Origin of the sequence: Bradyrhizobium sp. YCK136, assembly GCF_044570075.1 — a bacterium.
GTDB classification, from domain to species: Bacteria; Pseudomonadota; Alphaproteobacteria; order Rhizobiales; family Xanthobacteraceae; genus Bradyrhizobium; species Bradyrhizobium diazoefficiens.
Genome location: NZ_CP172424.1, coordinates 9064115 through 9084616 on the forward strand (window position 1 = coordinate 9064115; position 20502 = coordinate 9084616).

The window sequence follows — 20502 nt, forward strand, 5'->3', positions numbered from 1 at the left end:
CAGCGCGGTTTTGCGACGATTCCAGTAGCCACTCTCCGACCTTTGCCCTAAGCCTCGACGGCTTGCCACCCGTTCCGGCAGGCTCGATACTGGCGGTAATGAGGCAAGCCCGAGATACAACGGGCTCTGATGTAGGAGAGGGGAGTTTCCATGGAGCGCATCTGGCTTAAGCAATATCCGCCCGGCGTGCCCGCCGATATCGAGCCGACGCAATACGCATCGCTGGTCGACCTTCTGGAGGAGAGCTTCGCCAAGTTCGCCGACCGCAAGGCGTTCATCTGCATGGACAAGTCGATCAGCTACCGCGACCTCGACCAGATGTCGGTTGCGCTGGCCGCCTATCTGCAAGGCCGCGGACTCCAGCGCGGCGCTCGCGTCGCCATCATGATGCCGAACGTGCTGCAATACCCGATCGCCACCGCCGCGGTGCTGCGGGCCGGCTTTGCGGTGGTCAACGTCAATCCGCTCTACACGCCGCGCGAGCTCGAGCATCAGCTCAAGGATTCCGGCGCCGAAGCCATCATCGTGCTGGAGAACTTTGCCCACACCGTCGAGCAGGTGATCACTAAGACATCGGTAAAGCACGTCATCGTCGCCAGCATGGGCGACCTGCTCGGCTTCAAGGGCGTGATCGTCAACCTCGTCGTCCGCCGCGTCAAGAAAATGGTACCGGCCTGGTCGCTGCCGGGCGCGGTGTCCTTTAACGACGCGCTGTCGGCCGGCCGCGGCTTGACATTCAACAAGCCGAAACTGTCGCCGGGCGACGTCGCCTTCCTGCAATATACCGGCGGCACCACCGGCGTCTCCAAGGGCGCGACCCTGCTCCACCGCAACATCGTCGCCAACGTCTTGCAGAACGATGCCTGGCTCCAGCCGGCGCTCGCCGCGCCTCCGCATGTCGACCAGTTGATGATCGTCTGCGCGCTGCCGCTCTATCACATCTTCGCGCTGACGGCCTGCTACCTGCTCGCGGTGCGCGCCGGCGGCTGCAATCTCCTGATCCCCAACCCGCGCGACATCGCGGGCTTCGTCAAGGAGCTGGCGAAGTATCAGGTCAACAGCTTCCCGGCCGTCAACACACTGTACAACGGCCTGATGCACCATCCGGACTTCAAGAAGCTCGACTTCTCCAAGCTGAAGATCTCCAACGGCGGCGGCATGGCCGTGCAGCGCCCCGTCGCCGAGCAGTGGAAGGCGGTGACCGGCTGCTTCATCGCCGAAGGCTATGGCCTGTCGGAGACCTCACCGACGCTGACCTGCAATCCGGCAACCACGAACGATTTCTCCGGCTCGATCGGCATCCCCGTGCCCTCGACCTATATTTCCATCCGCGACGACGACGGCAATGAAGTGCCGCTCGGCCAGGCGGGCGAGATCTGCGCCAAGGGCCCGCAGGTGATGTCGGGTTACTGGAACAGGCCGGAAGAGACCGCCAAGGTGATGACCGCGGACGGCTATTTCCGCACCGGCGACATCGGCGTGATGGACGAGAAGGGCTACACCAAGATCGTGGACCGCAAGAAGGACATGATCCTAGTCTCCGGCTTCAACGTCTACCCGAACGAGATCGAGGAAGTGATCGCGAGCCATCCGGGCGTGCTCGAATGCGCCGTGATCGGCATCCCCGATTCCAAATCGGGCGAAGCGGTGAAGGCCTTCGTGGTGAAGAAGGACCAGAACCTCACCGCCGAAGCCGTGATCAAGTTCTGTCACGAGCAGCTCACCGGCTACAAGGTGCCCAAGCACATCGAATTCCGCACCGACCTGCCGAAGACCAACGTCGGCAAGATCCTGCGCCGGCAGCTCCGCGACGAGAAGAAGGCGGAGGCGGCGTAAGGCCGCCTTTGAGTCATGACTGAGGTCGGCGACATCAAGCCGGCCGGCATTCTCGCCTTCTGGCGCGAGGCCGGCCGCGAGCGCTGGTACAAGCGCAGCGAGGCTTTCGACGCGGAGGTCAGGCGCCGCTTTCTCGCCCTCTGGCAGCAGGCGGCCGCCGGCGAGCTCGCGTCATGGGAGGCAAGCGACGACGGCGCACTCGCGCTCGTCATCGTGCTCGATCAGTTCCCCCGCAACATGTTTCGCGGCGATCCCAGGACGTTCTCCAGCGACGCGCTGGCGCGCGAAATTGCCCGCCGCGCCATCGATCGGGGCGCGGATCGCCGGATCGATCCTGCCCTGCTCGAATTCCTCTACATGCCCTTCATGCATTCCGAGCACCTGCCCGACCAGCTGCACTGCATTGCGCTGTTTCAGGACGCCGACAATGCCGAGAACCTGAAATACGCGCGGGAGCACGCCGACATTATCCGGCGGTTCGGCCGCTTCCCCCACCGCAACCGCGTCCTCGGACGCCCGACCACCGAGGAAGAACAGGCCTTCCTCGACAATGGCGGCTTTTCCGGCTGATGACATCAAGGTGAAGGGCCGCAACCTTCGCCGCTTTCCCTGCCGGCAATATTGTGCAGGCCCGCCGCACAGTCTAAAAAGCGGGATCGATTTTCAGGGAGACTGACGATGGCGATCCAGACTGGCGACAAGCTGCCCGAGGCGAAATTCCGCGTGATGACGGCGGAAGGCCCGCAGGTGAAGACCACCGACGATATCTTCAAGGGCAAGAAGGTGGCGCTGTTCGCGGTGCCCGGCGCCTACACCGGCACCTGCCACAAAATGCATCTGCCGAGCATCTTCCTCAACGCCTACGCCATCAAGGACAAGGGCGTCGACACCATCGCCATCATCTCCGTCAACGACGCCTTCGTCATGAACGCCTGGAAGCGCGACACCGACCAGCGCGACGAGGCCGTCTTCCTCGCCGACGGCAATGCCGACTTCACCAAGGCGATCGGCATGGAGCTCGACGCCTCCGCCAATGGCCTCGGCATCCGCTCCAAGCGCTATTCGATGCTGGTCGAGGACGGCGTGGTGAAGAAGCTGAACCTCGAGGCGATGCCCGGCAAGGTCGAGGTGTCAGGCGGCGATACGCTGCTCGGGCAGCTCTGAGATAGATGTCATTCCGGGGCGCCTCGCAGAGGCGAACCCGGAATCACGAGATTCTCGGGTGCGCAATTGCGCACCTGAGTTCGGTGCTTTGCACCGCCCCGGAATGACGGAACAAACTGCTACTCCGCCACCCTCTGCTGCAACCTCGCCTTCACGATCCCGTCCCGCGCCAGCTGATCCGCGCGCTCGTTCTCGGGGTGGCCGGCGTGGCCCTTGACCCAGTGCCAGCGGACCTGATGCGCCTTCAGCGCGGCGTCGAGGCGCTGCCATAGCTCGACATTCTTGACCGGCTTCTTATCGGCGGTGCGCCAGCCGTTGCGCTTCCAGCCGTGGATCCAGCCCGTGATCCCCTGCCGGACATACTGGCTGTCGGTGTAGAGATCGACGGTGCACGGCTTCTTCAGCGCTTCGAGCGCCGAGATCGCCGCCATCAGCTCCATCTGGTTGTTGGTGGTGTGACGCTCGCCGCCGTTCAGCTCCTTCTCCTTGTCGCCGAACTTCAGGATCGCGCCCCAGCCGCCGGGCCCGGGATTTCCCGAGCACGCGCCGTCGGTATAGATCGTGACGACGGGAAGCTCGCTCACGCGACCAGTCCTGACGGCATCAGCCCGTAGTCGCGCACGCTCGAGACGCTCTGGTGGAAGCGCAGCTTGCGGACATATTCCAGCGGATCCTTCGGCCTCACCAGCGCACCGGGCGGCACGTTGAGCCAGTCGACCAGCCGCGTCAGCAGGAAACGGATCGCGGCACCGCGTGCCAGCAGCGGCAGCGCGGCCTCTTCCGCCTCCGAGAGCTTGCGCACGCGGCCATAGGCGTTGAGGAAAGCGCGCGCCTTGGTGACGTTGAAGGAGTGATCCGGCTCGAAGCACCACGCGTTGAGGCAGATCGCGACGTCATAGGCCAGCATGTCATTGCAGGCGAAGGTGAAGTCGATGATCCCCGAGAGCTTGTCGCCGAGGAAGAAGACGTTGTCGTTGAAGAGGTCGGCGTGGATCACGCCGTCGGGCAGATTGGTCGGCCAGACCCCGCTCGCGAGATAGTCGAGCTCGGCTGCGAGAAACGCGCGCAGGCCCGGCTGCACCTCGTCGGCGCGGCTTGCGGCCGCATCGAACAACGGTCGCCAGCCCGCGGCCGAGAGCGCGTTCGCGCGCCTGATCGCGAAATTGGCGCCGGCCAGATGCATCCTGGCCAGGCCCTCGCCGACGCCGGCGCAATGGGCCGCGTTCGGCTTGCGCGGCCAGACGCCTTCGAGAAAGGTGATGATCGCGGCGGGGCGGCCCGACAGCTCGCGCAGCGCCTCGCCGTCTCTTCCCTTCACCGGCAGCGGGCAATTGACGCCGTGCTCGGCGAGATGCGTCATCAGCGCGAGGAAGAACGGCAGATCGTTCTTCGCCACGCGCTTCTCGTAGAGCGTGAGGATGAACGATCCCTTGGTGGTGTGCAGCAGGAAGTTGGAGTTCTCGACGCCCTCGGCGATGCCCTTGTAGGAGAGCAATTCGCCGAAATCGTATTGGCTCAGGAAATCCGCAAGCTCGTCGGCGGCGACGTCGGTGTAGACCGCCATAGAGGTCTACTCGGCGGCGGCTTCGGGGCGCACCTGGCGCGGCAGCGGGAAGAACTCGTTCTCTTCCGCGGCCGAGACCGTCTCCACATGCAGCGTGAAGCGCTCGGCGAACGCGTCCATGATCTCCTCGACGATCACTTCCGGCGCCGAGGCGCCCGCGGTGATGCCGAGGCTGGTGATGTTTTCGAACCGCTTCCAGTCGAGGTCGGCGGCGCGCTGCGCCAGCACCGCGATCGGGCAGCCCTCACGCTCGGCGACCTCGCGCAGGCGCTGCGAGTTCGACGAATTCGGCGCGCCGACCACGATCAGGGCGTCCACCACCGGCGCCACCTTCTTCACCGCGAGCTGGCGGTTGGTGGTGGCGTAGCAGATGTCTTCCTTGTGCGGCCCGTTGATGTTCGGGAAACGCTCCTTGAGCAGCGCGACGATCTCTGCGGTGTCGTCGATCGACAGTGTGGTCTGGGTCACGAAGGCGAGGTTGTTGGGGTCCTTCGGGGTGATGGTCTTGGCGTCCTCGGCGGTCTCGATCAGGGTGACGGCGCCGACGGGGAGCTGGCCGAGCGTGCCGACCACCTCGGGGTGATGGGAATGGCCGATCAGGAAGATCTCGCGGCCGCGCTTGAAGTGGATCGCCGCCTCGCGGTGGACCTTGGTCACCAGCGGGCAGGTCGCGTCCAGCGAGAACAAATTACGGGACTGGGCGTCGGCGGGAACCGATTTCGGCACGCCATGGGCCGAGAATACGACCGGCGCGGTGGTACTTTCCGGGATTTCGGCCAGCTCCTCGACGAAGATGGCACCCTTCTTCTTCAACCCATCGACGACGTATTTATTGTGTACAATCTCATGGCGAACATAGACGGGGGCGCCGTATTTATCGAGCGCCCGTTCCACGGTGTCGATCGCCCGGACCACCCCGGCGCAGAAGCCGCGGGGAGAACAAAGCACGATCTTCAGGTCTGGTTTGGCTGACATTGAGCGATCTCGGGACCGAATCACCTCGCCGAATGGGGCGGGAAGCGGTCGATGGATGAATAGGGCTTAGGGTACGGGCTTACAGCGACTTCAGAGGGAATTGGGCCCCCTTTCGGGCGCTGTCAAGGCACTATCTATAGCAGAACCATTGCGTGGCTAGCCCCTCCGGGCTTATATAGCGCGAATTCCCAGTCATCGCTGATGACCACCGGCTTCGCCTCCAAAGGGGTGGGCGAAGCACAAAGGAGATTTGCCATGAGCAACGCACCTCTGATGCCCAAGGCGACCGCCGTCTGGCTGCTCGACAACACGGCGCTGACCTTCGACCAGGTCGCCGATTTCACCAAGATGCACCCCCTCGAGGTGCGCGCGATCGCCGACGGCGACGCGGCCCAGGGCATCAAGGGCATGGATCCCCTCTCCAACGGCCAGCTCACCCGCGAGGAGATCGAGAAGGGCGAGAAGAACCCGGACTACCGCCTCCGCCTTCAGGAGAGCAAGGTCGTGCTGCCGCCGCAGCCCAAGCGCAAGGGCCCGCGCTACACCCCGGTCTCGCGCCGCCACGAGCGCCCGAGCGCCATCCTCTGGCTGCTACGCAACCATGCGGAGCTCAAGGACGCCCAGATCATGCGCCTGGTCGGCACCACCAAGAGCACGATCGCCAGCGTGCGCGACCGCACCCACTGGAATACGTCCTCGCTGACCCCGATCGATCCGGTCACCCTCGGCCTCTGCTCGCAGATCGAGCTCGATTTCGAGGTGGCCCGCGCGGCCAAGGAAAAGCCGATCGACGCGGCCTATGGCGGCGCGACCCTGCTGCCGGCCTCGGAGACCACCAAGAAGGACGAGTTCGAGCCGGCCGAGCGATCGAGCGACGACCTCAACGTGGACGCCGTGTTCGCCAAGCTGAAGACCCTCGGCGGCAAGAAGCAGGACGAGGAGGAGTAATTCCCCCTCCTCCGATTTACCATCAAGCTGGATTTGAACGCGGCGGCCCCCCGCCGCGTTTTTATTTGGGCGCGCGGGCGTGTGTCGATGCCTGCCTGGCAGATTCGCGGAGGCCAGGGCGAGAGGCTGCATGATCTCGGCAGCCAGCCGGCGAGGCGCACGTGGCCGCAATCTGGAACGATGCGTATGATGTCGCATTGTTCCCGCGCGGAGGATCAGAGATGCAAGTCAACGAAGAACGCTTTGCCTTGATGCTTGGTCACGCGGCGCTGTCGGTCTGGGGTGAGATGCCCCGGGACATTCAGGAATCGCTGTTCGAGATCGCCGTACAAGGGCACCCCGAGGATCGCGACCCGCTCGCGAAGCTCCTGCACGATCGGCATCCCCGCACCGTGCATTCGGACTGACAGGATACAGGATTGGTCGAGCAGATTGACGCGGCGCCGGGCCCCCCGCCCGGCGCCGCGAAGACGTCATCAGAACTTGTACGTGACGCCGCCGCCGACCAGCCACGGGTCGATATGCGCGTTGCCGGTGACGGGCAGGCCGCTGACGGTCGCGCTGTAGTCCGGCCGCAGCCAGAGCTTCTTGACGTCGACGTTGAGACCCCAGTGCCGGTCGAGCATGTAGTCGAAGCCGAACTGCACGGCGCCGCCCCATGCATTGCTGACGTGCAGGCTCGTGGTGGTGGCGACGATCGCGGGCGGGCCGACGATGGCGGCCGGCGCATTGGCGGCGGAATTGTTGAAGAACACGGTGTAGTTCACGCCCGCGCCGATATACGGCTTGAACGCGCCGAAATTGTCGAAGTGATATTGCAGCGTCAGCGTCGGCGGCAGCAGCGTGGTCTTGCCGATCGGCAAATTCGCGAGCGAGCCGGTGCCGCTGATCGAATGCCTGGTCACGCCGAGGATCAGCTCGGCCGCGATGTTCCTGGTGAAGAAATAGCTGATGTCGAGCTCGGGCACGACCTGGTCGCTGATCGAGAGGCCGGAATTCGGCGACGACAGCGACGGCACGCCCGCGACGTTGACGGTCGAGCCGCCGGCATCGGGCAACACACCGAGCACGCGCAGGCGCACCATCCAGGGATTGAACGCCTCCACGGGCGGCGGCGCCTTCTTGTAGACCGGCAGGTCCGCGGCCTGCGCCGAGGCAAAAGTCCCCGCGAGCATCGCACCGACCATCGCGATCCGCGCCAAGTGTCTTGTCGTTCTCTGCATTTCAATCCCCTTCAGCCGTCTCTCGCGCATCGTTGCGCGACACCAGCGTCAGAGCAGAAAGGGGATGGTGAAGGATTTGACGCCGATCAAATCCGGCGAAACGCGGCACGATTTGTGCCGCGGCGTTGCAGATGTGTCACGAGGAACGCGAATGCGAGCAAGTGGCCAGGCAGGATTATACCGCGCCCGATATCACGGCCGCTCGGGATGGTTCAGCATGTACTCGCCGAGATCGCGCTGGCGGCGGTCGGCGCGGGCGGTGGCGGCGCTGCGCTGGACGTCACGGTCCTTGCGGCAGGCCACATATTCCGGCGAGCCCGCCGCATAACCGCGGCTCTGGCACACCGCGTCGTCATCGTCGCCGCCCACAGCCACGGGCGTCTGGTAGCGCGCCGAGCAGGCGGAGAGCACAATGGCGAGAGCTAAGGCTGCAAGCAGGCGCGGCGCGGTGGCGAGTGGCATACGAGGTCCCCTGTTGGCGGGCCCTGTTTAGCCCGGAATGAGGAGATTGTAAGTCGGCAACACCGTCATTCCGGGGCGGTCCGCAGGACCGAACCCGGAATCTCGAGATTCCCAGGTGCGCAATCGCGCACCATAGTTCGATGCTTCGCATCGCCCCGGAACGATGGTTCGAAACCTCACACCCGCCCCTTCAGTGCCGCCCCGATCTCGTCCAGCACCTTGGGGTCCTCGATCGTCGCGGGCATGGTCCAAGATTCGCCGTCGGCAATCTTCTTGATGGTGCCGCGCAAAATCTTGCCGGAGCGCGTCTTGGGCAGCCGGCCGACGGTGATGGCGAGCTTGAAGGCGGCGACGGGCCCGAGCTTGTCGCGCACCAGCGCAATGATCTCCTTCTCGATCTCGGCGGGTGCGCGCTGCACGCCGGCCTTGAGCACCAGGAAGCCGCAGGGCACCTCGCCCTTGATCGCGTCCTTGACGCCGAGCACGGCGCATTCGGCGACGTCGGGATGCGAGGCCAGGATTTCCTCCATGCCGCCGGTGGACAGGCGATGGCCGGCGACGTTGATGATGTCGTCGGTACGGCCCATCACCCAGACATAGCCGTCCTCATCCTTGTAGCCGGCGTCCGAGGTTTTGTAATAGCCGGGGAATTCGCTGAGGTAAGCCTCCTTGAAGCGCTCGTCCTGCTTCCACAGCGTCGGCAGGCAGCCCGGCGGCATCGGCAGCTTGATGACGATCGAGCCCATGGTGTTGGGACCGACAGGCTTGGCCGCTTCATCGACCACGTCGACCTGGTAGCCCGGCATCGGCACCGTCGGCGAGCCGTGCTTCACCGGCAGCATGCCGAGGCCGACCGGATTACCGGCGATGCACCAACCGGTCTCGGTCTGCCACCAATGGTCGATCACAGGCACCTTCAGCTGCTGCTCCGCCCATTCCACCGTGGGCGGATCGGCGCGCTCGCCGGCGAGGAACAGCGTGCGGAATGTCGACAGGTCGTATTGCCGGATGAACTTTCCTTCCGGATCCTCTTTCCGAATCGCGCGGAACGCGGTCGGCGCGGTGAACAGCGCCACCGCCTTGTGCTCGGAGATGACGCGCCAGAATGCGCCGGCATCGGGCGTGCCGACCGGCTTGCCCTCATACATGATCGAGGTCGCGCCGTGCAGCAGCGGGCCGTAGACGATGTAGCTGTGGCCAACCACCCAGCCGATGTCGGAGCCGCACCACCAGACCTCGCCCGGCTTGACGCCATAGAGGTTGAACATCGACCATTTCACCGCGACCAGATGGCCGCCATTGTCGCGCACCACGCCCTTGGGAATGCCCGTGGTGCCCGAGGTGTAGAGGATGTAGAGCGGATCGGTGGCGGCGACCGGCACGCAAGGCGCCTTCTTGCCGTCGTTCATCGCCTTGCGGCGCAGGCTCGCCCAATCGTAATCGCGGCCCGGCGCCAGGTCACAGGTGAGCTGCGGACGTTGCAGCACGATGCAGGCCTTCGGCTTGCTGCCGGCAAGCCTGATCGCCTCGTCGAGCAGCGGCTTGTACTGCACGATGCGGCCGGGCTCGATGCCGCAGCTCGCCGACAGGATCAGCTTCGGCTGTGCATCGTCGATGCGGGTGGCAAGCTCCTTCGCGGCAAAGCCGCCGAACACGACGGAATGCACCGCGCCGATGCGCGCGCAGGCGAGCATCGCGACCACCGCCTCCGGCACCATCGGCATGTAAAGAATGACGCGATCGCCCTTGGCGACGCCGAAATCCTGCATGACGGCGCCGAGCGCCTGCACCTCGTTCAGCAGCTCGGCATAGGTGAGCTTGGTGATCGAGTTCGTCAGCGGCGAATCATGGATCAGCGCGACCTGGTCGGCGCGGCCGCGTTCGACATGGCGGTCGAGCGCGTTATAGCAGGTGTTGACCACGCCGCCGGTGAACCAGCGGCCGTAGGTTCCTTGCGACGCGTCGAAGATCGTCTTGGGCGGCTCGATCCAGTCGATTTCCCTGGCCGCCTCGGCCCAGAAGCCCTGGGGATCAGCCAGCGAGCGTGCATGGACCTCGTGATAGCTGCTCTTGCCCTGGATGTTCATGTCCCGCGCTCCCGTTTCCCTTATTCACCTAGCCTTGACCTGACGACAGGACAGCCGTCCCGCCATGACCAGGATCAATCGCCGGCCTTGTTTGAGAGGTATTTTCCCGGGATCGGGCCGCGGTTCAAGCTGAAAAGGATGATGTCCTTCCCCCTCTCCCCGCTTGCGGGGAGAGGGTCGGGGTGAGGGGGAGTCTCCCCGGGGACGGTGAGAGCTGGACTCGCGGAGAGTCCCCCTCACCCGGAATTTGCTGTCGCAAATTCCGGCCTCTCCCCGCACGCGGGGAGAGGCGAAGAATCCCGCCTACCCCTCCATCGCGTTCAGCCGCTGCAACCGCTCCTGCATGACCTTCCTCAGGTCATAGCCGGGCCGGCCAAAGCTGGCGTTGCGGGTGGCGAGGAAATCGCGCTGGGTACGGCGCAGGTCGCCGGCCGAGCGCTTGTTCGCGGATTTCAGCACGCGCTCGTAGGTCTCGGCGATCTGGCGATCGAGCACGCCCAGCTCCGGATCGGCGCAGATCACCTTCTCGACCTCGCGCTTCGCGGTCGCGCAATCGAATGACGGGCCGTTGCCGGAATTCGCCGCGAGCGGACGCCGCGGCTCATCGCCGAATTTCGCGATCTCCGCGATCATGGTGCGGCGGCCGTTGGCCGCGTTGTCATTGCCGGGATCGAGCTTCAGCGCGGTCTCGTAATCGGCCAGCGCCTTCCTGCGCTCGCCCATCTTCTTGTAGAGCACGGCGCGGTTGTTGTAGGTCTGCGCGAAATTCGGGTCGAGCTTCAGCGCGGCTTCGTAATCGTTCAACGCCGCCCCGAACTCGCCCTTGAACTGGTAGGAATCGCCGCGGTTGGTGAAGAAGTTCGGCTTCGGTGCCAGCCGCAGTGCCTGGTCGTAGTCGGCGATCGCCTTGTCGTAATCGCCCATCGCGGCCAGCGACAGGCCGCGATTGTCGTAATATTCCGGCACCTTCGGATCGAGCCTGATGGCCTCGGCGGCGTCGGCGACGGACTTGTCGAGCTGGCCGAGCTTCTTGTAGGCCGCGCCGCGATTGGTGTAGGTGCGCGGCCGGTTCGGATCGAGCCGCAGCGCCTCGCTGAGATCGCGGATCGCCTTTTCGTTGTCGCCGCCGAGATAATAGGTCACGCCGCGGTCGGACCAGGCCTGCGCGTCACCCGGCTTCAGCTTGATCGCCAGGTCGTAATCGGCCAGCGCGCGGTCGAGCCGGCGCTGACTGGTGTAGACGACGCCGCGCAGCTCGTAGGACTCCGCATCCTGCGGATCGAGCTCGATCACCTTGCTGAGATCAGCCGCGGCGCGATTGAGATCGCCGCCGGCCTCGCGCAGGAGATCGCCGCGCAGGCGCCAGGCCTTGGCATTCCTGCCATCGAGCGCGATGGCGCGGTCGATGTCCCGTAGGGCCTGGGTGAGACCACCCGAGGTGCGTGCATTGGCGTCGGCACGGACCAGCAGCGCCGCGGCGCGATCGGAGCTCGAATTGGCCGCCTGGTCGATGATGGCGCTGCACGACGTGATCAGCTCGGCGGGAGCAGCCTTGCTGCCGGCGATACAATCGGCGGCGGCCGAGGCCGGCGCGGCGAGGACAAGGCTCATGGCGGCGCTGAGCAGGAGGGCGCACAGCGAGGTTTTGGATGTTTGCGCGGAAGAGCGCGTGCCGCACATGAGGAAGGCTCCGTGACGTCAGGTTTTCACCATTGTCGCGGTGGATTGGCGATGGGTTCAAGCGCGCCCAGCAAGCGACGCACCGGCACCTGCACTCCCTCGCCCCGCTTGCGGGGAGAGGGTGGGGTGAGGGGGAGCCTCAGCAGGGACGGCAGCAGTGAGACTCGCGGAGAGTCCCCCTCACCCGGAATTTGCTCCGCAAATTCCGGCCTCTCCCCGCACGCGGGGAGAGGCGAAGAACTCAATACCCGTCCACCCCGTTGATCTGTTGCAGCCTGTCCTGCATTGCCTTCTTCAGATCATACCCCGGTCGGCCAAACCCGCTATTCCTGCGCGCGATGAAATCGTCCTGTTCGCGCTGGATCTTGCGCGCCTCCGCCGGGCTCTGGGCTTCGCGGATGACGCGCAAATGCGATCCGTAGATCTCGCGGTCGAGATCGGCGAGCTCGCGATTTCCGCAGATCGCCTTCTCCACGGCGCGGGCCGCGCGAGCGCAATTGAAGCTGGGCTTGCCCGCGACCGCCATCTGCGCCCCGATCCGCTCGAGCTCGCGCGCCATCGCCTTGTGATTGGCCTTGGCCTTCTCGTGGTTCGGATCGAGCTTCAACGCGGCGCCGAAATCCTGCACCGCCTTGGGCTTGTCGCCTTTCTTCAACCAGAGCTCGCCCCGCGCATTGAAGACATCCGCGAGGGTGGGATCGAGCGAGAGAGCACGGCTGTCGTCGGCGATCGCGCGGCCGACCTGATCGTGCCGCGCGTAAAGCGCGCCGCGCGCGACGAGCGCCTTGATCAGGTCCCCCTTCGCCGTCTTCTCATTGTCGATCACGTCAGCGCAGGCGGAATTGGCCTTGTCCATGTCGTCGCCAGCGGCGGCCGCAAGGCACGGCGCGATGTCGACCTGCGTGACGGCGGCCGGCTCGCCACCGGTCGCGGCCAGGGTCACGCCGAGCGGGAGCGCGCAGAGCAGTACGGCACCGGACCATTGAATGAGATTTTGAAAACGCATGCTTGCTGCAGTCAGGAGGTCTTGCCTTGAGGCCGTACTATCCATCATACGGCCGGATTGGTGCTAGCTTGTGGCGCCGCTCAAATCGGTTTCGGGGATTATCGTGTCGACATTCGAATGGATCATCGCGCTACTGCTCGGCGCCGTTGCCTTATCGGCGCTGGCGCGGCGGATCAAGGTCCCCTACCCGACCTTTCTCGCCATCGGCGGCGCCCTGATCGCTTTCGTTCCGAATAGTCCCACCTGGACGCTGGAGCCGGACCTGGCATTGGCGCTTTTGTCGCACCGGTGCTGCTGGATGCGGCCTTCGACACCTCGCTGCGGGACCTGCGCAACAACTGGGTTCCAGTCTCGACCCTCGTGGTGGCTGCGGTCGGCCTGACCACGGTCGGCGTTGCCTACGTCGCGCACCGGCTGATGCCTGACATGCCCTGGGCCGCCGCGATCGCGCTCGGCGCCATCGTGGCGCCACCGGATGCCGCGGCGGCGGTCGCGATCCTGAGCCAGGTCAAGCTGCCCCACCGCATGGTGAAGGTGCTGGAGGGTGAGAGCCTGCTCAACGACGCGACCTCGCTGCTGATCTATCGGATCGCCGTCGGCGCGGTCGTCATGCAGCATCTGAAATGGAGCGAGGTCGCGCCGACGATCGCGCTGGCGCTTGTCGGCAGCGTCCTCGCAGGTCTCCTGGCGGGGCGCATCATACCGCTGTTCCTCCAACGCGTGAAGGAAGCGCCGAGCGCGATCATCCTGCAATTCGCCACCACCTTCATGGTCTGGATCGCCGCCGAGCATCTCGGCCTCTCCGGCATCCTCACCATCGTCGTCTACGCCATCACCATGGCGCGCACGGCGGGGGCGCACATGCCGGCGCGGCTGCGGGTGCCGTCCTATGCGGTGTGGGAGACGATGGTGTTCGTGCTCAACGTGCTCGCCTTCATGCTGATCGGCATGCAGATGCGGCCGATCTGGACGCGATTGGACGCGGACGTGCGCTGGGAATATTGCGTGGCGGCAGCCTGGATCCTGCTCACGGTGGTCCTGGTGCGGCTGCTCTGGGTGACGTTCTACCGCACGACATTGCGCGCGCTGATTGCCCACGGACTTTATCATCCCAAGGATCCGAAACAGGTGGCCTCGCCGAAGGACGGCCTCATCATCTCCTGGTGCGGCATGCGCGGCCTCGTCACGCTCGCGACCGCCTTCGCCCTGCCGGAGAACTTTCCCTATCGCGACTTCATCGTCTTCATCGCCTTTGCCGTCGTGCTGGGATCGCTCGTCATCCAGGGCCTGACGCTGCGGCCGCTGATCCTGGCCTTCGGGCTCAAGGACGACGATCCCGTCGGCATCGAGGTCGCGCGCGGACGCGCGGTCGCCTATCGCGCGGCGCTCGATGCGATCGAGAGCGATCCGTCGGAGGAGGCGGAAATCCTGCGGCTCGAATATCGCGCCATCCTGATGCAGGCGGACGACGATCCGAACGGCGGCATTGCCAGTGGCGAATTACCGGCCGATCCGCTGCGCCGCCGCGCCATCGAGGCTGCGCGCAAATCGATCTTCGACCTGCGCGCCACCGAGGTGATCGGCGACGACGCCTTTCACCGCCTCGAGGAGGAGCTCGATCGCGCAGAATTGAGCGCGGGGGGATAAGCCTCAAGAGCAGCACACTCCGCTGTCGTCCCGGACGAGCGAAGCTCCAGACAACGCGCAGCGTTGACTGGAGCGGAGCGCCGATCCGGGACGACAGCGGGGCATTGAACCAAACGCCGTCTCTTCAGACACACTCCAGATGACGACCCTGATCGACGACCGTCGTGTTCGCGCGCGTGATGCGTCGCCTGCACGATATTTTTACCTCCACATGGCCCTGGCCTGCGCGGCGACCGCTTTTCTCGGCTTCGCGCCGACCTATTGGGTGCCGCTCGCCCACCGGACGTTCTCCGCAAGCCCCGTGATTCACTTTCACGGCCTCCTGTTCTTCACCTGGTCTCTCTATTTTGTGATCCAGACCTGGCTGGCGGCTTCAGGCCGCGTGGTCAATCACCGCGCGATTGGCATCGTCGGCGTTTCGCTCGCGACCGCGATGACGATCTTCGGCTTCCTCGCCTCCGTGCACGTGATGCAGCACTCCGCCGCGCTCGGGCAGAAAGAAGCCGGCATCGCCTTCTCGATCGTGCCGATGAGCGGCATCGCGTTCTTCGCGGTGGTGTTTGTGCTCGGCATCGCGAACACCCGCAGGCCCGAGATCCACAAGCGCCTGATGCTGCTCGCCGCGGTCTCGATCCTCGACGCCGCGATCGCACGCTGGTTTCTGACCTTCCTCGCCCCTCCCGGACCGCCCGGCCCACCGCCGGTGCCGGTGACCATCGCGCCGGCCGTGGTCGCCTCGCTGTTGCTCGTCGTCGCCATGGTGCGCGACTGGCGCACCGAGCGCCGCGTGCACCCGGTCTACATCACCGGCACGCTCGCGATGCTGGCGGTGAAGGTGCTGAACTGGCCGATCAGCGAAAGCGCGGCATGGCATGCGTTCGCCGGCGGGATTCTGGCGCTGGCGCAGTAGTTCTCCGATGTCGTCCTGGCGCAAGCCAGGACCCATTACCCCGAATGCCGATTGTTGAAGAAGGCTGGAGCTACCAGCCTTCGCCAAACCTGTCCCTGTGGTAATGGGTCCTGGATCAGCGCTCGCTTGTCCAGGACGACGGCGGAGTGTGAGGCAGCGCTTACGCCCCCGCCTTGCACGTGATCCCGCCGTCCACGACCAGCTCGATCCCCGTCACATATTTCGACTCGTCCGACGCCAGGAACAGCGCGGCATTCGCGACGTCAAAGGCATCGCCCATGTGACCCATCGGCACCTGGGCATCGCGCGCGCGCCACATCGCCTCGACGTCGCCCTTGGCGTAGCTGGCGGCAAGGCCGGCGGAATGCTCGACCATCGGGGTCTTCATCAGGCCGGGCAGGATCGCATTCACGCGCACATGATGCCGCGCGAACTCGATCGCGGTGGTGCGCGTCATCTGATTCATCGCCGCCTTCGAGGTGCCATAGGTGACGTAGGAGATGCCCATGTGGCGGATCGAGGCGATCGAAGAGATGTTGATGATTGAGCCGCCGCCCTGCTGAAATGGACCCCGGTTTTGGGACCAGAGGCTAAGTTGGAAAAGGGCCGCTCCGTTTGATAGACGGAGGGCATGATGACGAAGAAGACACGACGGAAGATCGACGCGGCGTTGAAGGCAAAGATCGCGCTGGAAGCGGTGCGGGAGCAGGCGACGGTGGCCGATCTGGCCCAGCGCTATGAGGTTCACCCGAACCAGATCTATGCCTGGAAGAAGCAGCTGCTGGACCAGGCGGCCCGGGCTTTTGACGCGGGTGTCGGGCGCGAGAGCGAGGAAACGCGCGAACGCGAGATCGAGAAGCTGCACGCCAAGATTGGACAACTGACAGTCGAGCGCGATTTTTTAGCGCGGAGGTCCGGAAGATGAGCACGCCGGACCGTCGAGGAATGCTCGATCGCGCCGACCAGGCGCTGTCGATCCGCCGGCAATGCATGTTGCTTGGCATCGCCCGTTCTGGGGTCTACCGGCCGCCACAGCCGGCCAACGACAACGACCTTGCCCTGATGCAGCGGATCGACGAGCTGTTCACCGCCTGGCCATTCCTGGGCTCGCGGCGAATGACCGCGATGCTGAAGGCTGAGGGGCTTCAGGTCAATCGCAAGCGCGTGCAGCGGTTGATGCGCAAGATGGGCATCGCGGCGCTGGGACCGAAGCCGAACACGACAAAGCCGGCGCCGGGCCACAAGATCTATCCCTATCTGCTGCGCAACATGACGATCGACCGGCCGAACCAGGTGTGGGCGGCCGACATCACGTATCTGCCCATCGGCCGCGGCTTTCTCTATCTCGTCGCCATCATCGACTGGGCGAGCCGTGCGGTTCTGGCGTGGCGGTTGTCGAATACGATGGACGTCTCGTTCTGCGTGGCGGCTCTGGAAGAGGCGCTGGCGACGTACGGCACGCCGGAGATTTTCAACACCGACCAGGGCAGCCAGTTCACCAGCGTGGCCTTCACCGGCGCGTTGGTGGGCGCAGGGATCAAGATCTCCATGGATGGCCGCGGTCGTTGGATGGACAATGTCTTCATCGAGCGGCTGTGGCGGTCGCTCAAGCATGAGGACATCTATCTCAAGGGCTATGCCGACGGCCGCGAGGCCAAGGCAGGGATCGCGAGCTGGATCGCCTTCTACAACGATCGTCGCCTTCATCAGTCCCTCGGCTATCGCACGCCGATGGCGGTCTGGCGCGAACGGATGCAGGCCGCGCAGGCTGTGGACATGGTGGACAACGCTGACGCGTTGACCACATGCCCACAGCAATTCCAGCAGACAGAGTCTCTGGCTGCGTGATAGAAAGGGATCAGGAGCGATCCGTTTCCAACTAACAAACCGGTTCAACCGGTCCCGCTCCGCGGGTCCATTTCACTGCTTCACCATCACGGGGATGACGTGCTTCATGGCGAAATAGGCGCTCTTGAGGTTGACGCTGAAGACGCGGTCCCAACTCTCCTCGGTTACCTCGACCACGCTGCCCATCTCGGCGATGCCGACATTGTTGTCGAGCACGTCGATGCGGCCATAGGCCTTCAGGCACGCCGCGACCATCGCCTCGATCTCGGCTGACCGCGAGACGTCGGCGGTAAACGCGGTCGCCTTGCCGCCTTCGTCATTGATGATCTTCGCGGTCTCCTCGGCAGCAGTGCCGTTGCGGTCGACGCAGAACACCTGCGCACCCTCGCGCGCGAAGGTCACCGCGGTCGCCTTGCCGTTGCCCCAGCCCGGCCCGATCGAGCCGGCGCCCACCACCATCGCAACCTTGCCCTTGAGCCGATCCATCGCGTGTCTCCCTTGTTGTTGTTCTTGTAGCCCGGATGGAGCGAAGTGCAATCCGGGCTACGGATCGTTGCAGACCTTCATCGTCGTGACGTTAGCACCTATGGGATGCCCGACAATCTCCGACAATGTCCGGCACGCGCCGTCATGGCAGAGCCGCCATTCCCCGGCGGCGCCGGAATTGCCGAGCACGACCTCCTGCATCGGCGCACGCTGCGGCTGCCATTGAAACCAGCCATCGACGAGCCGCGCTTCGGGCGGCGGCTCCATGCCGGCACCGCTGCCCTTGACCCGCGCCTGCACCAGTTCGAGCCCCGCCGGCGTGACGCGCCAGTCCTCCTGCCAGTCGACCTTTTCGATCGAATGCGTCCACACCAGCGTGAAGGCGGACAGCGCCAGCGCCTTCACGCCCGATGCTGTGGCGAAGCAGAGGCTCACACCGCCTCGACCACTGCCGGCGGGCGCTGCCGCCACTGCCACAGCACGAGCGCGGCGGACAGCACGAAGCCCGCGGTGTCGCTGAACGGGAAATCGCCGAGCAGGCAGAACGCGGCACCGAGCGCGACCAGGCGTTCGACGAACGTCAGCCGCGTGAACAGAAAGCCGATCGCGACCATGCCGAACAGGCCGATCGCGACCAGCGCCTTGAAGGTCGCTAGCGCGACCGCGCCGTAGAAGCCGAGCTTGGCCGCCATGGGATCGCCGGCCTGGAGCATCAGCGCCGGCGAATAGACGAAGACGAAGGGGATGACATAGCCGGCGAGCGCGATGCGCATCGCCTCCCAGCCGATCTTGTCCGGATTTTCCTTCGATCGGCGCGGCCGCGAGCGCGGCGAGCGCGACCGGCGGCGAGAGGTCGGCCATGATGCCGTAGTAGAACGCGAACATGTGGCTCGCGATCAGGGGCACGCCGAGTTTCGCCAGCGCAGGCGCCGCGAGCGCGGCGGTGATGATGTAGGTCGGGATGGTCGGAATGCCGGTGCCGAGCAGGATCGACAGCAGCATGGTCATGATCAGCGCCAGGAACAGGCTCTTCTCGCCGAGACCGATCACCCAGCCGCCGAAGATGGTGCCGACACCGGTCTGCGACATTATGCCGATGATGACGCCGACGATGGCGCACGCCATGCCGACGGTAATGGCGGACTTGGCGCTCTCGGCCAGCGCGTCGCGGCACTCGCGCAGGGCCTTGAACCCGCCGCGGATGAAGGCGGTGATCACGATCAGCCCGGCGACGACGCTCGCGACCGGCACGATCTGAAGGCCGTCGCGCGACAATGCGGCGACGACGAGCGCGAGCCCGACCCAGAAGATGGTGCGGATCACCATCGAGGACGCACCGGCCGTGATGCTGGCGCCCAGGATCAGCGTCACCGTGAGCGCAAGGCCCATGCTGCCGGCATAGAGCGGCGTAAAGCCTTCGAACAGCATGTAGACCAGCGCGGCGAGCGGCAGCACGAGGTACCAGCGCGTCACCAGCGCCTTCCAGGCGCTCGGGATCTCCGAGCGCTTCATGCCGACGAGACCGTGCTTGCCGGCTTCCAGATGCACCATCCAGAACGCGGATGCGAAATAGAGGATCGCGGGGATCGCCGCCGCCTTCACGATCTCGGAATACTGGACGCCGAGCGTCTCCGCCATGATGAAGGCGACCGCGCCCATCACCGGCGGCATGATCTGCCCGCCCATCGACGCCGTGGCCTCGACACCGGCTGCAAAGGCGCGGCGATAGCCGAACTTGGTCATCAAGGGAATCGTGAACTGGCCGACGGTGACGACGTTGGCGACGCCCGAGCCCGAGATCGTGCCCATCATGCCCGAGGCGAACACCGCGACCTTGGCAGGTCCGCCGCGGGTGCGGCCGAACAGGCCGAGCGAGACGTCGGTGAAGAGCTGGATCATGCCGGCGCGCTCGAGGAACGAGCCGAACAGGATGAACAGGAAGATGTAGGTCGCCGACACGTAGATCGGCACGCCGTAAAAGCCTTCGGTGCCGAACGACAGATGCGTGACGATCTGGTCGAAATCATAGCCGCGATGGTTGAGCGGCGATGGCAGATTCTGGCCGAAGAACCAGTAGAGCAGGCACGCGCCGCACATCAGCGGCAGCGCCGCGCCCATCAGGCGCCGCGTGCCCTCGAAGATCAGCACCGCAAGCAGCGTGCCGACGGCGAGATCGAGCCTGGTCGGATCGCCGTCGCGCGCGATCAAATCGGCGTAGAAGATCCACTGGTAGAGGCCGCAGAAGAAGCCGGCGCCGCCGATCACCCAGCCGAGCGCGCGGCCGACATCGCTCCTTGCAGTGAAGTTCGCGATCAGGCCAAAGGTGAGGAGAACGAGAAAGCCGACATGGACGCCGCGCACCACCTGGCTCGGCAGATAGTTGAAGGCGGCGACATAGAGCTGGAAGGTCGCAAAGGCGATGCCGATCCAGTAGGCGAGCCGGCCCCACCAGCCCGGGCCAAACCCTTCGGGGAAGCCGTGCTCGAAATTGTCGAATTCGACCTTGATGGGCGCCTCAGAGCCCTCTGCCTGCAACATCGATGTTTCCCCGCGCCCTGATTAGGTGCGTTCTTACAGCATTCGCGCTGCGCCCTGAATACGTCATACCCGGGCAGAAGCGCGAAGCGTCTTCGCGCAGATGACCCGGGCATCCACGCTCACTCCGT

Annotated in this window: 16 protein-coding genes and 4 pseudogenes; 8 read left to right on the forward strand and 12 right to left on the reverse strand. The window is 65.1% G+C overall.

From position 1 onward, the window contains the following. Positions 1-150 precede the first annotated feature (150 nt). From ACFLEY_RS43830 to ACFLEY_RS43840, 3 genes are all read left to right on the forward strand, one after another. Positions 151-1836, forward strand: a complete 1686-nt coding sequence (locus ACFLEY_RS43830) for a long-chain fatty acid--CoA ligase (RefSeq protein WP_011084137.1) — start codon at positions 151-153, stop codon at positions 1834-1836. Positions 1837-1851: 15 nt separating this feature from the next. Continuing rightward, the gene (locus ACFLEY_RS43835) at positions 1852-2406 is read left to right on the forward strand and encodes a DUF924 family protein (RefSeq protein ID WP_011084136.1); all 555 of its coding nucleotides are present in this window, start codon (positions 1852-1854) and stop codon (positions 2404-2406) included. Between the two features lie 108 nt (positions 2407-2514). Beyond that, a complete protein-coding gene (locus ACFLEY_RS43840) occupies positions 2515-3000 on the forward strand; it encodes a peroxiredoxin (protein ID WP_011084135.1) in 486 nt (161 codons plus the stop codon). Positions 3001-3119: 119 nt separating this feature from the next. On the opposite strand, the gene rnhA is transcribed toward ACFLEY_RS43840, so the two are convergent. Genes rnhA through ispH form a run of 3 tightly spaced genes read right to left on the reverse strand, consistent with a single transcriptional unit; the run spans position 3120 to position 5539 of the window. Continuing rightward, entirely contained in the window at positions 3120-3584 is a 465-nt protein-coding gene (rnhA, locus tag ACFLEY_RS43845) for a ribonuclease HI (RefSeq protein WP_011084134.1), read from the reverse strand. After that, a complete protein-coding gene (locus ACFLEY_RS43850; protein WP_060909283.1) occupies positions 3581-4564 on the reverse strand; it encodes a homoserine kinase in 984 nt (327 codons plus the stop codon). Before ACFLEY_RS43850 ends, rnhA begins: the two co-directional genes overlap by 4 nt. 6 nt (positions 4565-4570) lie before the next feature. Then, positions 4571-5539 (reverse strand): 4-hydroxy-3-methylbut-2-enyl diphosphate reductase, encoded by a 969-nt coding sequence (ispH, locus tag ACFLEY_RS43855; protein ID WP_011084132.1) that lies wholly within the window; start codon positions 5537-5539, stop codon positions 4571-4573. Between the two features lie 255 nt (positions 5540-5794). On the opposite strand from ispH, the gene ACFLEY_RS43860 reads away from it, so the two are divergent. After that, positions 5795-6487: a DUF1013 domain-containing protein gene (locus ACFLEY_RS43860; RefSeq protein WP_028173595.1), complete on the forward strand. Its 693-nt coding sequence runs from the start codon at positions 5795-5797 to the stop codon at positions 6485-6487. A 221-nt stretch (positions 6488-6708) separates the two neighbouring features. Then, a complete protein-coding gene (locus ACFLEY_RS43865) occupies positions 6709-6894 on the forward strand; it encodes a hypothetical protein (protein ID WP_027546983.1) in 186 nt (61 codons plus the stop codon). A gap of 69 nt (positions 6895-6963) precedes the next feature. Here ACFLEY_RS43865 and ACFLEY_RS43870 read toward each other — a convergent pair whose 3' ends face one another. The 5 genes from ACFLEY_RS43870 to ACFLEY_RS43890 form a co-directional block, all read right to left on the reverse strand. Beyond that, a complete protein-coding gene (locus tag ACFLEY_RS43870) occupies positions 6964-7710 on the reverse strand; it encodes an OmpW family protein (protein WP_028173596.1) in 747 nt (248 codons plus the stop codon). Between the two features lie 192 nt (positions 7711-7902). Beyond that, positions 7903-8172, reverse strand: coding sequence for a hypothetical protein (locus ACFLEY_RS43875; RefSeq protein WP_028173597.1), 270 nt, complete (start codon positions 8170-8172; stop codon positions 7903-7905). Positions 8173-8348: 176 nt separating this feature from the next. Continuing rightward, positions 8349-10259: a propionyl-CoA synthetase gene (locus ACFLEY_RS43880; protein WP_011084127.1), complete on the reverse strand. Its 1911-nt coding sequence runs from the start codon at positions 10257-10259 to the stop codon at positions 8349-8351. A gap of 303 nt (positions 10260-10562) precedes the next feature. After that, the gene (locus ACFLEY_RS43885; RefSeq protein ID WP_060909282.1) at positions 10563-11939 is read right to left on the reverse strand and encodes a tetratricopeptide repeat protein; all 1377 of its coding nucleotides are present in this window, start codon (positions 11937-11939) and stop codon (positions 10563-10565) included. Between the two features lie 241 nt (positions 11940-12180). Next, positions 12181-12945: a tetratricopeptide repeat protein gene (locus tag ACFLEY_RS43890; RefSeq protein ID WP_060912751.1), complete on the reverse strand. Its 765-nt coding sequence runs from the start codon at positions 12943-12945 to the stop codon at positions 12181-12183. A gap of 70 nt (positions 12946-13015) precedes the next feature. Between ACFLEY_RS43890 and ACFLEY_RS43895 the strand changes: the two are divergent. Continuing rightward, positions 13016-14592: pseudogene (locus ACFLEY_RS43895) on the forward strand (cation:proton antiporter). Positions 14593-14731: 139 nt separating this feature from the next. After that, positions 14732-15502 carry a hypothetical protein gene (locus ACFLEY_RS43900; RefSeq protein WP_060909281.1) on the forward strand — a complete coding sequence of 257 codons (771 nt, stop codon included), beginning with the start codon at positions 14732-14734 and terminating at the stop codon, positions 15500-15502. A 160-nt stretch (positions 15503-15662) separates the two neighbouring features. Here ACFLEY_RS43900 and ACFLEY_RS43905 read toward each other — a convergent pair. Next, positions 15663-16064: pseudogene (locus ACFLEY_RS43905) on the reverse strand (SDR family NAD(P)-dependent oxidoreductase); the annotation flags it as partial. Between the two features lie 72 nt (positions 16065-16136). Here ACFLEY_RS43905 and ACFLEY_RS43910 point away from each other — a divergent pair. Continuing rightward, positions 16137-17350 (forward strand): IS3 family transposase gene (locus ACFLEY_RS43910; RefSeq protein WP_244433177.1). Its coding sequence is split into 2 segments (ribosomal slippage): positions 16137-16413 and positions 16413-17350, totalling 1215 coding nucleotides; the frame shifts between segments, so codons are not numbered across the junction. A gap of 75 nt (positions 17351-17425) precedes the next feature. Here the strand turns inward: ACFLEY_RS43910 and ACFLEY_RS43915 are convergent. From ACFLEY_RS43915 to ACFLEY_RS43925, 3 genes and pseudogenes are all read right to left on the reverse strand, one after another. Continuing rightward, positions 17426-17836 (reverse strand): annotated as a pseudogene (locus tag ACFLEY_RS43915) (SDR family NAD(P)-dependent oxidoreductase); the annotation flags it as partial. Between the two features lie 57 nt (positions 17837-17893). Beyond that, positions 17894-18313, reverse strand: coding sequence for a DUF1850 domain-containing protein (locus tag ACFLEY_RS43920; protein WP_309142074.1), 420 nt, complete (start codon positions 18311-18313; stop codon positions 17894-17896). After that, a pseudogene (locus ACFLEY_RS43925) lies at positions 18268-20374 on the reverse strand (TRAP transporter permease). Before ACFLEY_RS43925 ends, ACFLEY_RS43920 begins: the two are co-directional and overlap by 46 nt. Between the last annotated feature and the right edge of the window lie 128 nt (positions 20375-20502).

Excerpts from the sequence above, each read along its gene's own strand:
- ACFLEY_RS43830 (WP_011084137.1), top strand. The coding sequence starts at position 151 with ATGGAGCGCATCTGGCTTAAGCAATATCCGCCCGGCGTGCCCGCCGAT.
- ACFLEY_RS43835 (WP_011084136.1), top strand. The coding sequence starts at position 1,852 with ATGACTGAGGTCGGCGACATCAAGCCGGCCGGCATTCTCGCCTTCTGG.
- ACFLEY_RS43840 (WP_011084135.1), top strand. The coding sequence starts at position 2,515 with ATGGCGATCCAGACTGGCGACAAGCTGCCCGAGGCGAAATTCCGCGTG.
- ACFLEY_RS43850 (WP_060909283.1), bottom strand. The coding sequence starts at position 4,564 with ATGGCGGTCTACACCGACGTCGCCGCCGACGAGCTTGCGGATTTCCTG.
- ispH (WP_011084132.1), bottom strand. The coding sequence starts at position 5,539 with ATGTCAGCCAAACCAGACCTGAAGATCGTGCTTTGTTCTCCCCGCGGC.
- ACFLEY_RS43860 (WP_028173595.1), top strand. The coding sequence starts at position 5,795 with ATGAGCAACGCACCTCTGATGCCCAAGGCGACCGCCGTCTGGCTGCTC.
- ACFLEY_RS43865 (WP_027546983.1), top strand. The coding sequence starts at position 6,709 with ATGCAAGTCAACGAAGAACGCTTTGCCTTGATGCTTGGTCACGCGGCG.
- ACFLEY_RS43870 (WP_028173596.1), bottom strand. The coding sequence starts at position 7,710 with ATGCAGAGAACGACAAGACACTTGGCGCGGATCGCGATGGTCGGTGCG.
- ACFLEY_RS43875 (WP_028173597.1), bottom strand. The coding sequence starts at position 8,172 with ATGCCACTCGCCACCGCGCCGCGCCTGCTTGCAGCCTTAGCTCTCGCC.
- ACFLEY_RS43880 (WP_011084127.1), bottom strand. The coding sequence starts at position 10,259 with ATGAACATCCAGGGCAAGAGCAGCTATCACGAGGTCCATGCACGCTCG.
- ACFLEY_RS43885 (WP_060909282.1), bottom strand. The coding sequence starts at position 11,939 with ATGTGCGGCACGCGCTCTTCCGCGCAAACATCCAAAACCTCGCTGTGC.
- ACFLEY_RS43890 (WP_060912751.1), bottom strand. The coding sequence starts at position 12,945 with ATGCGTTTTCAAAATCTCATTCAATGGTCCGGTGCCGTACTGCTCTGC.
- ACFLEY_RS43900 (WP_060909281.1), top strand. The coding sequence starts at position 14,732 with ATGACGACCCTGATCGACGACCGTCGTGTTCGCGCGCGTGATGCGTCG.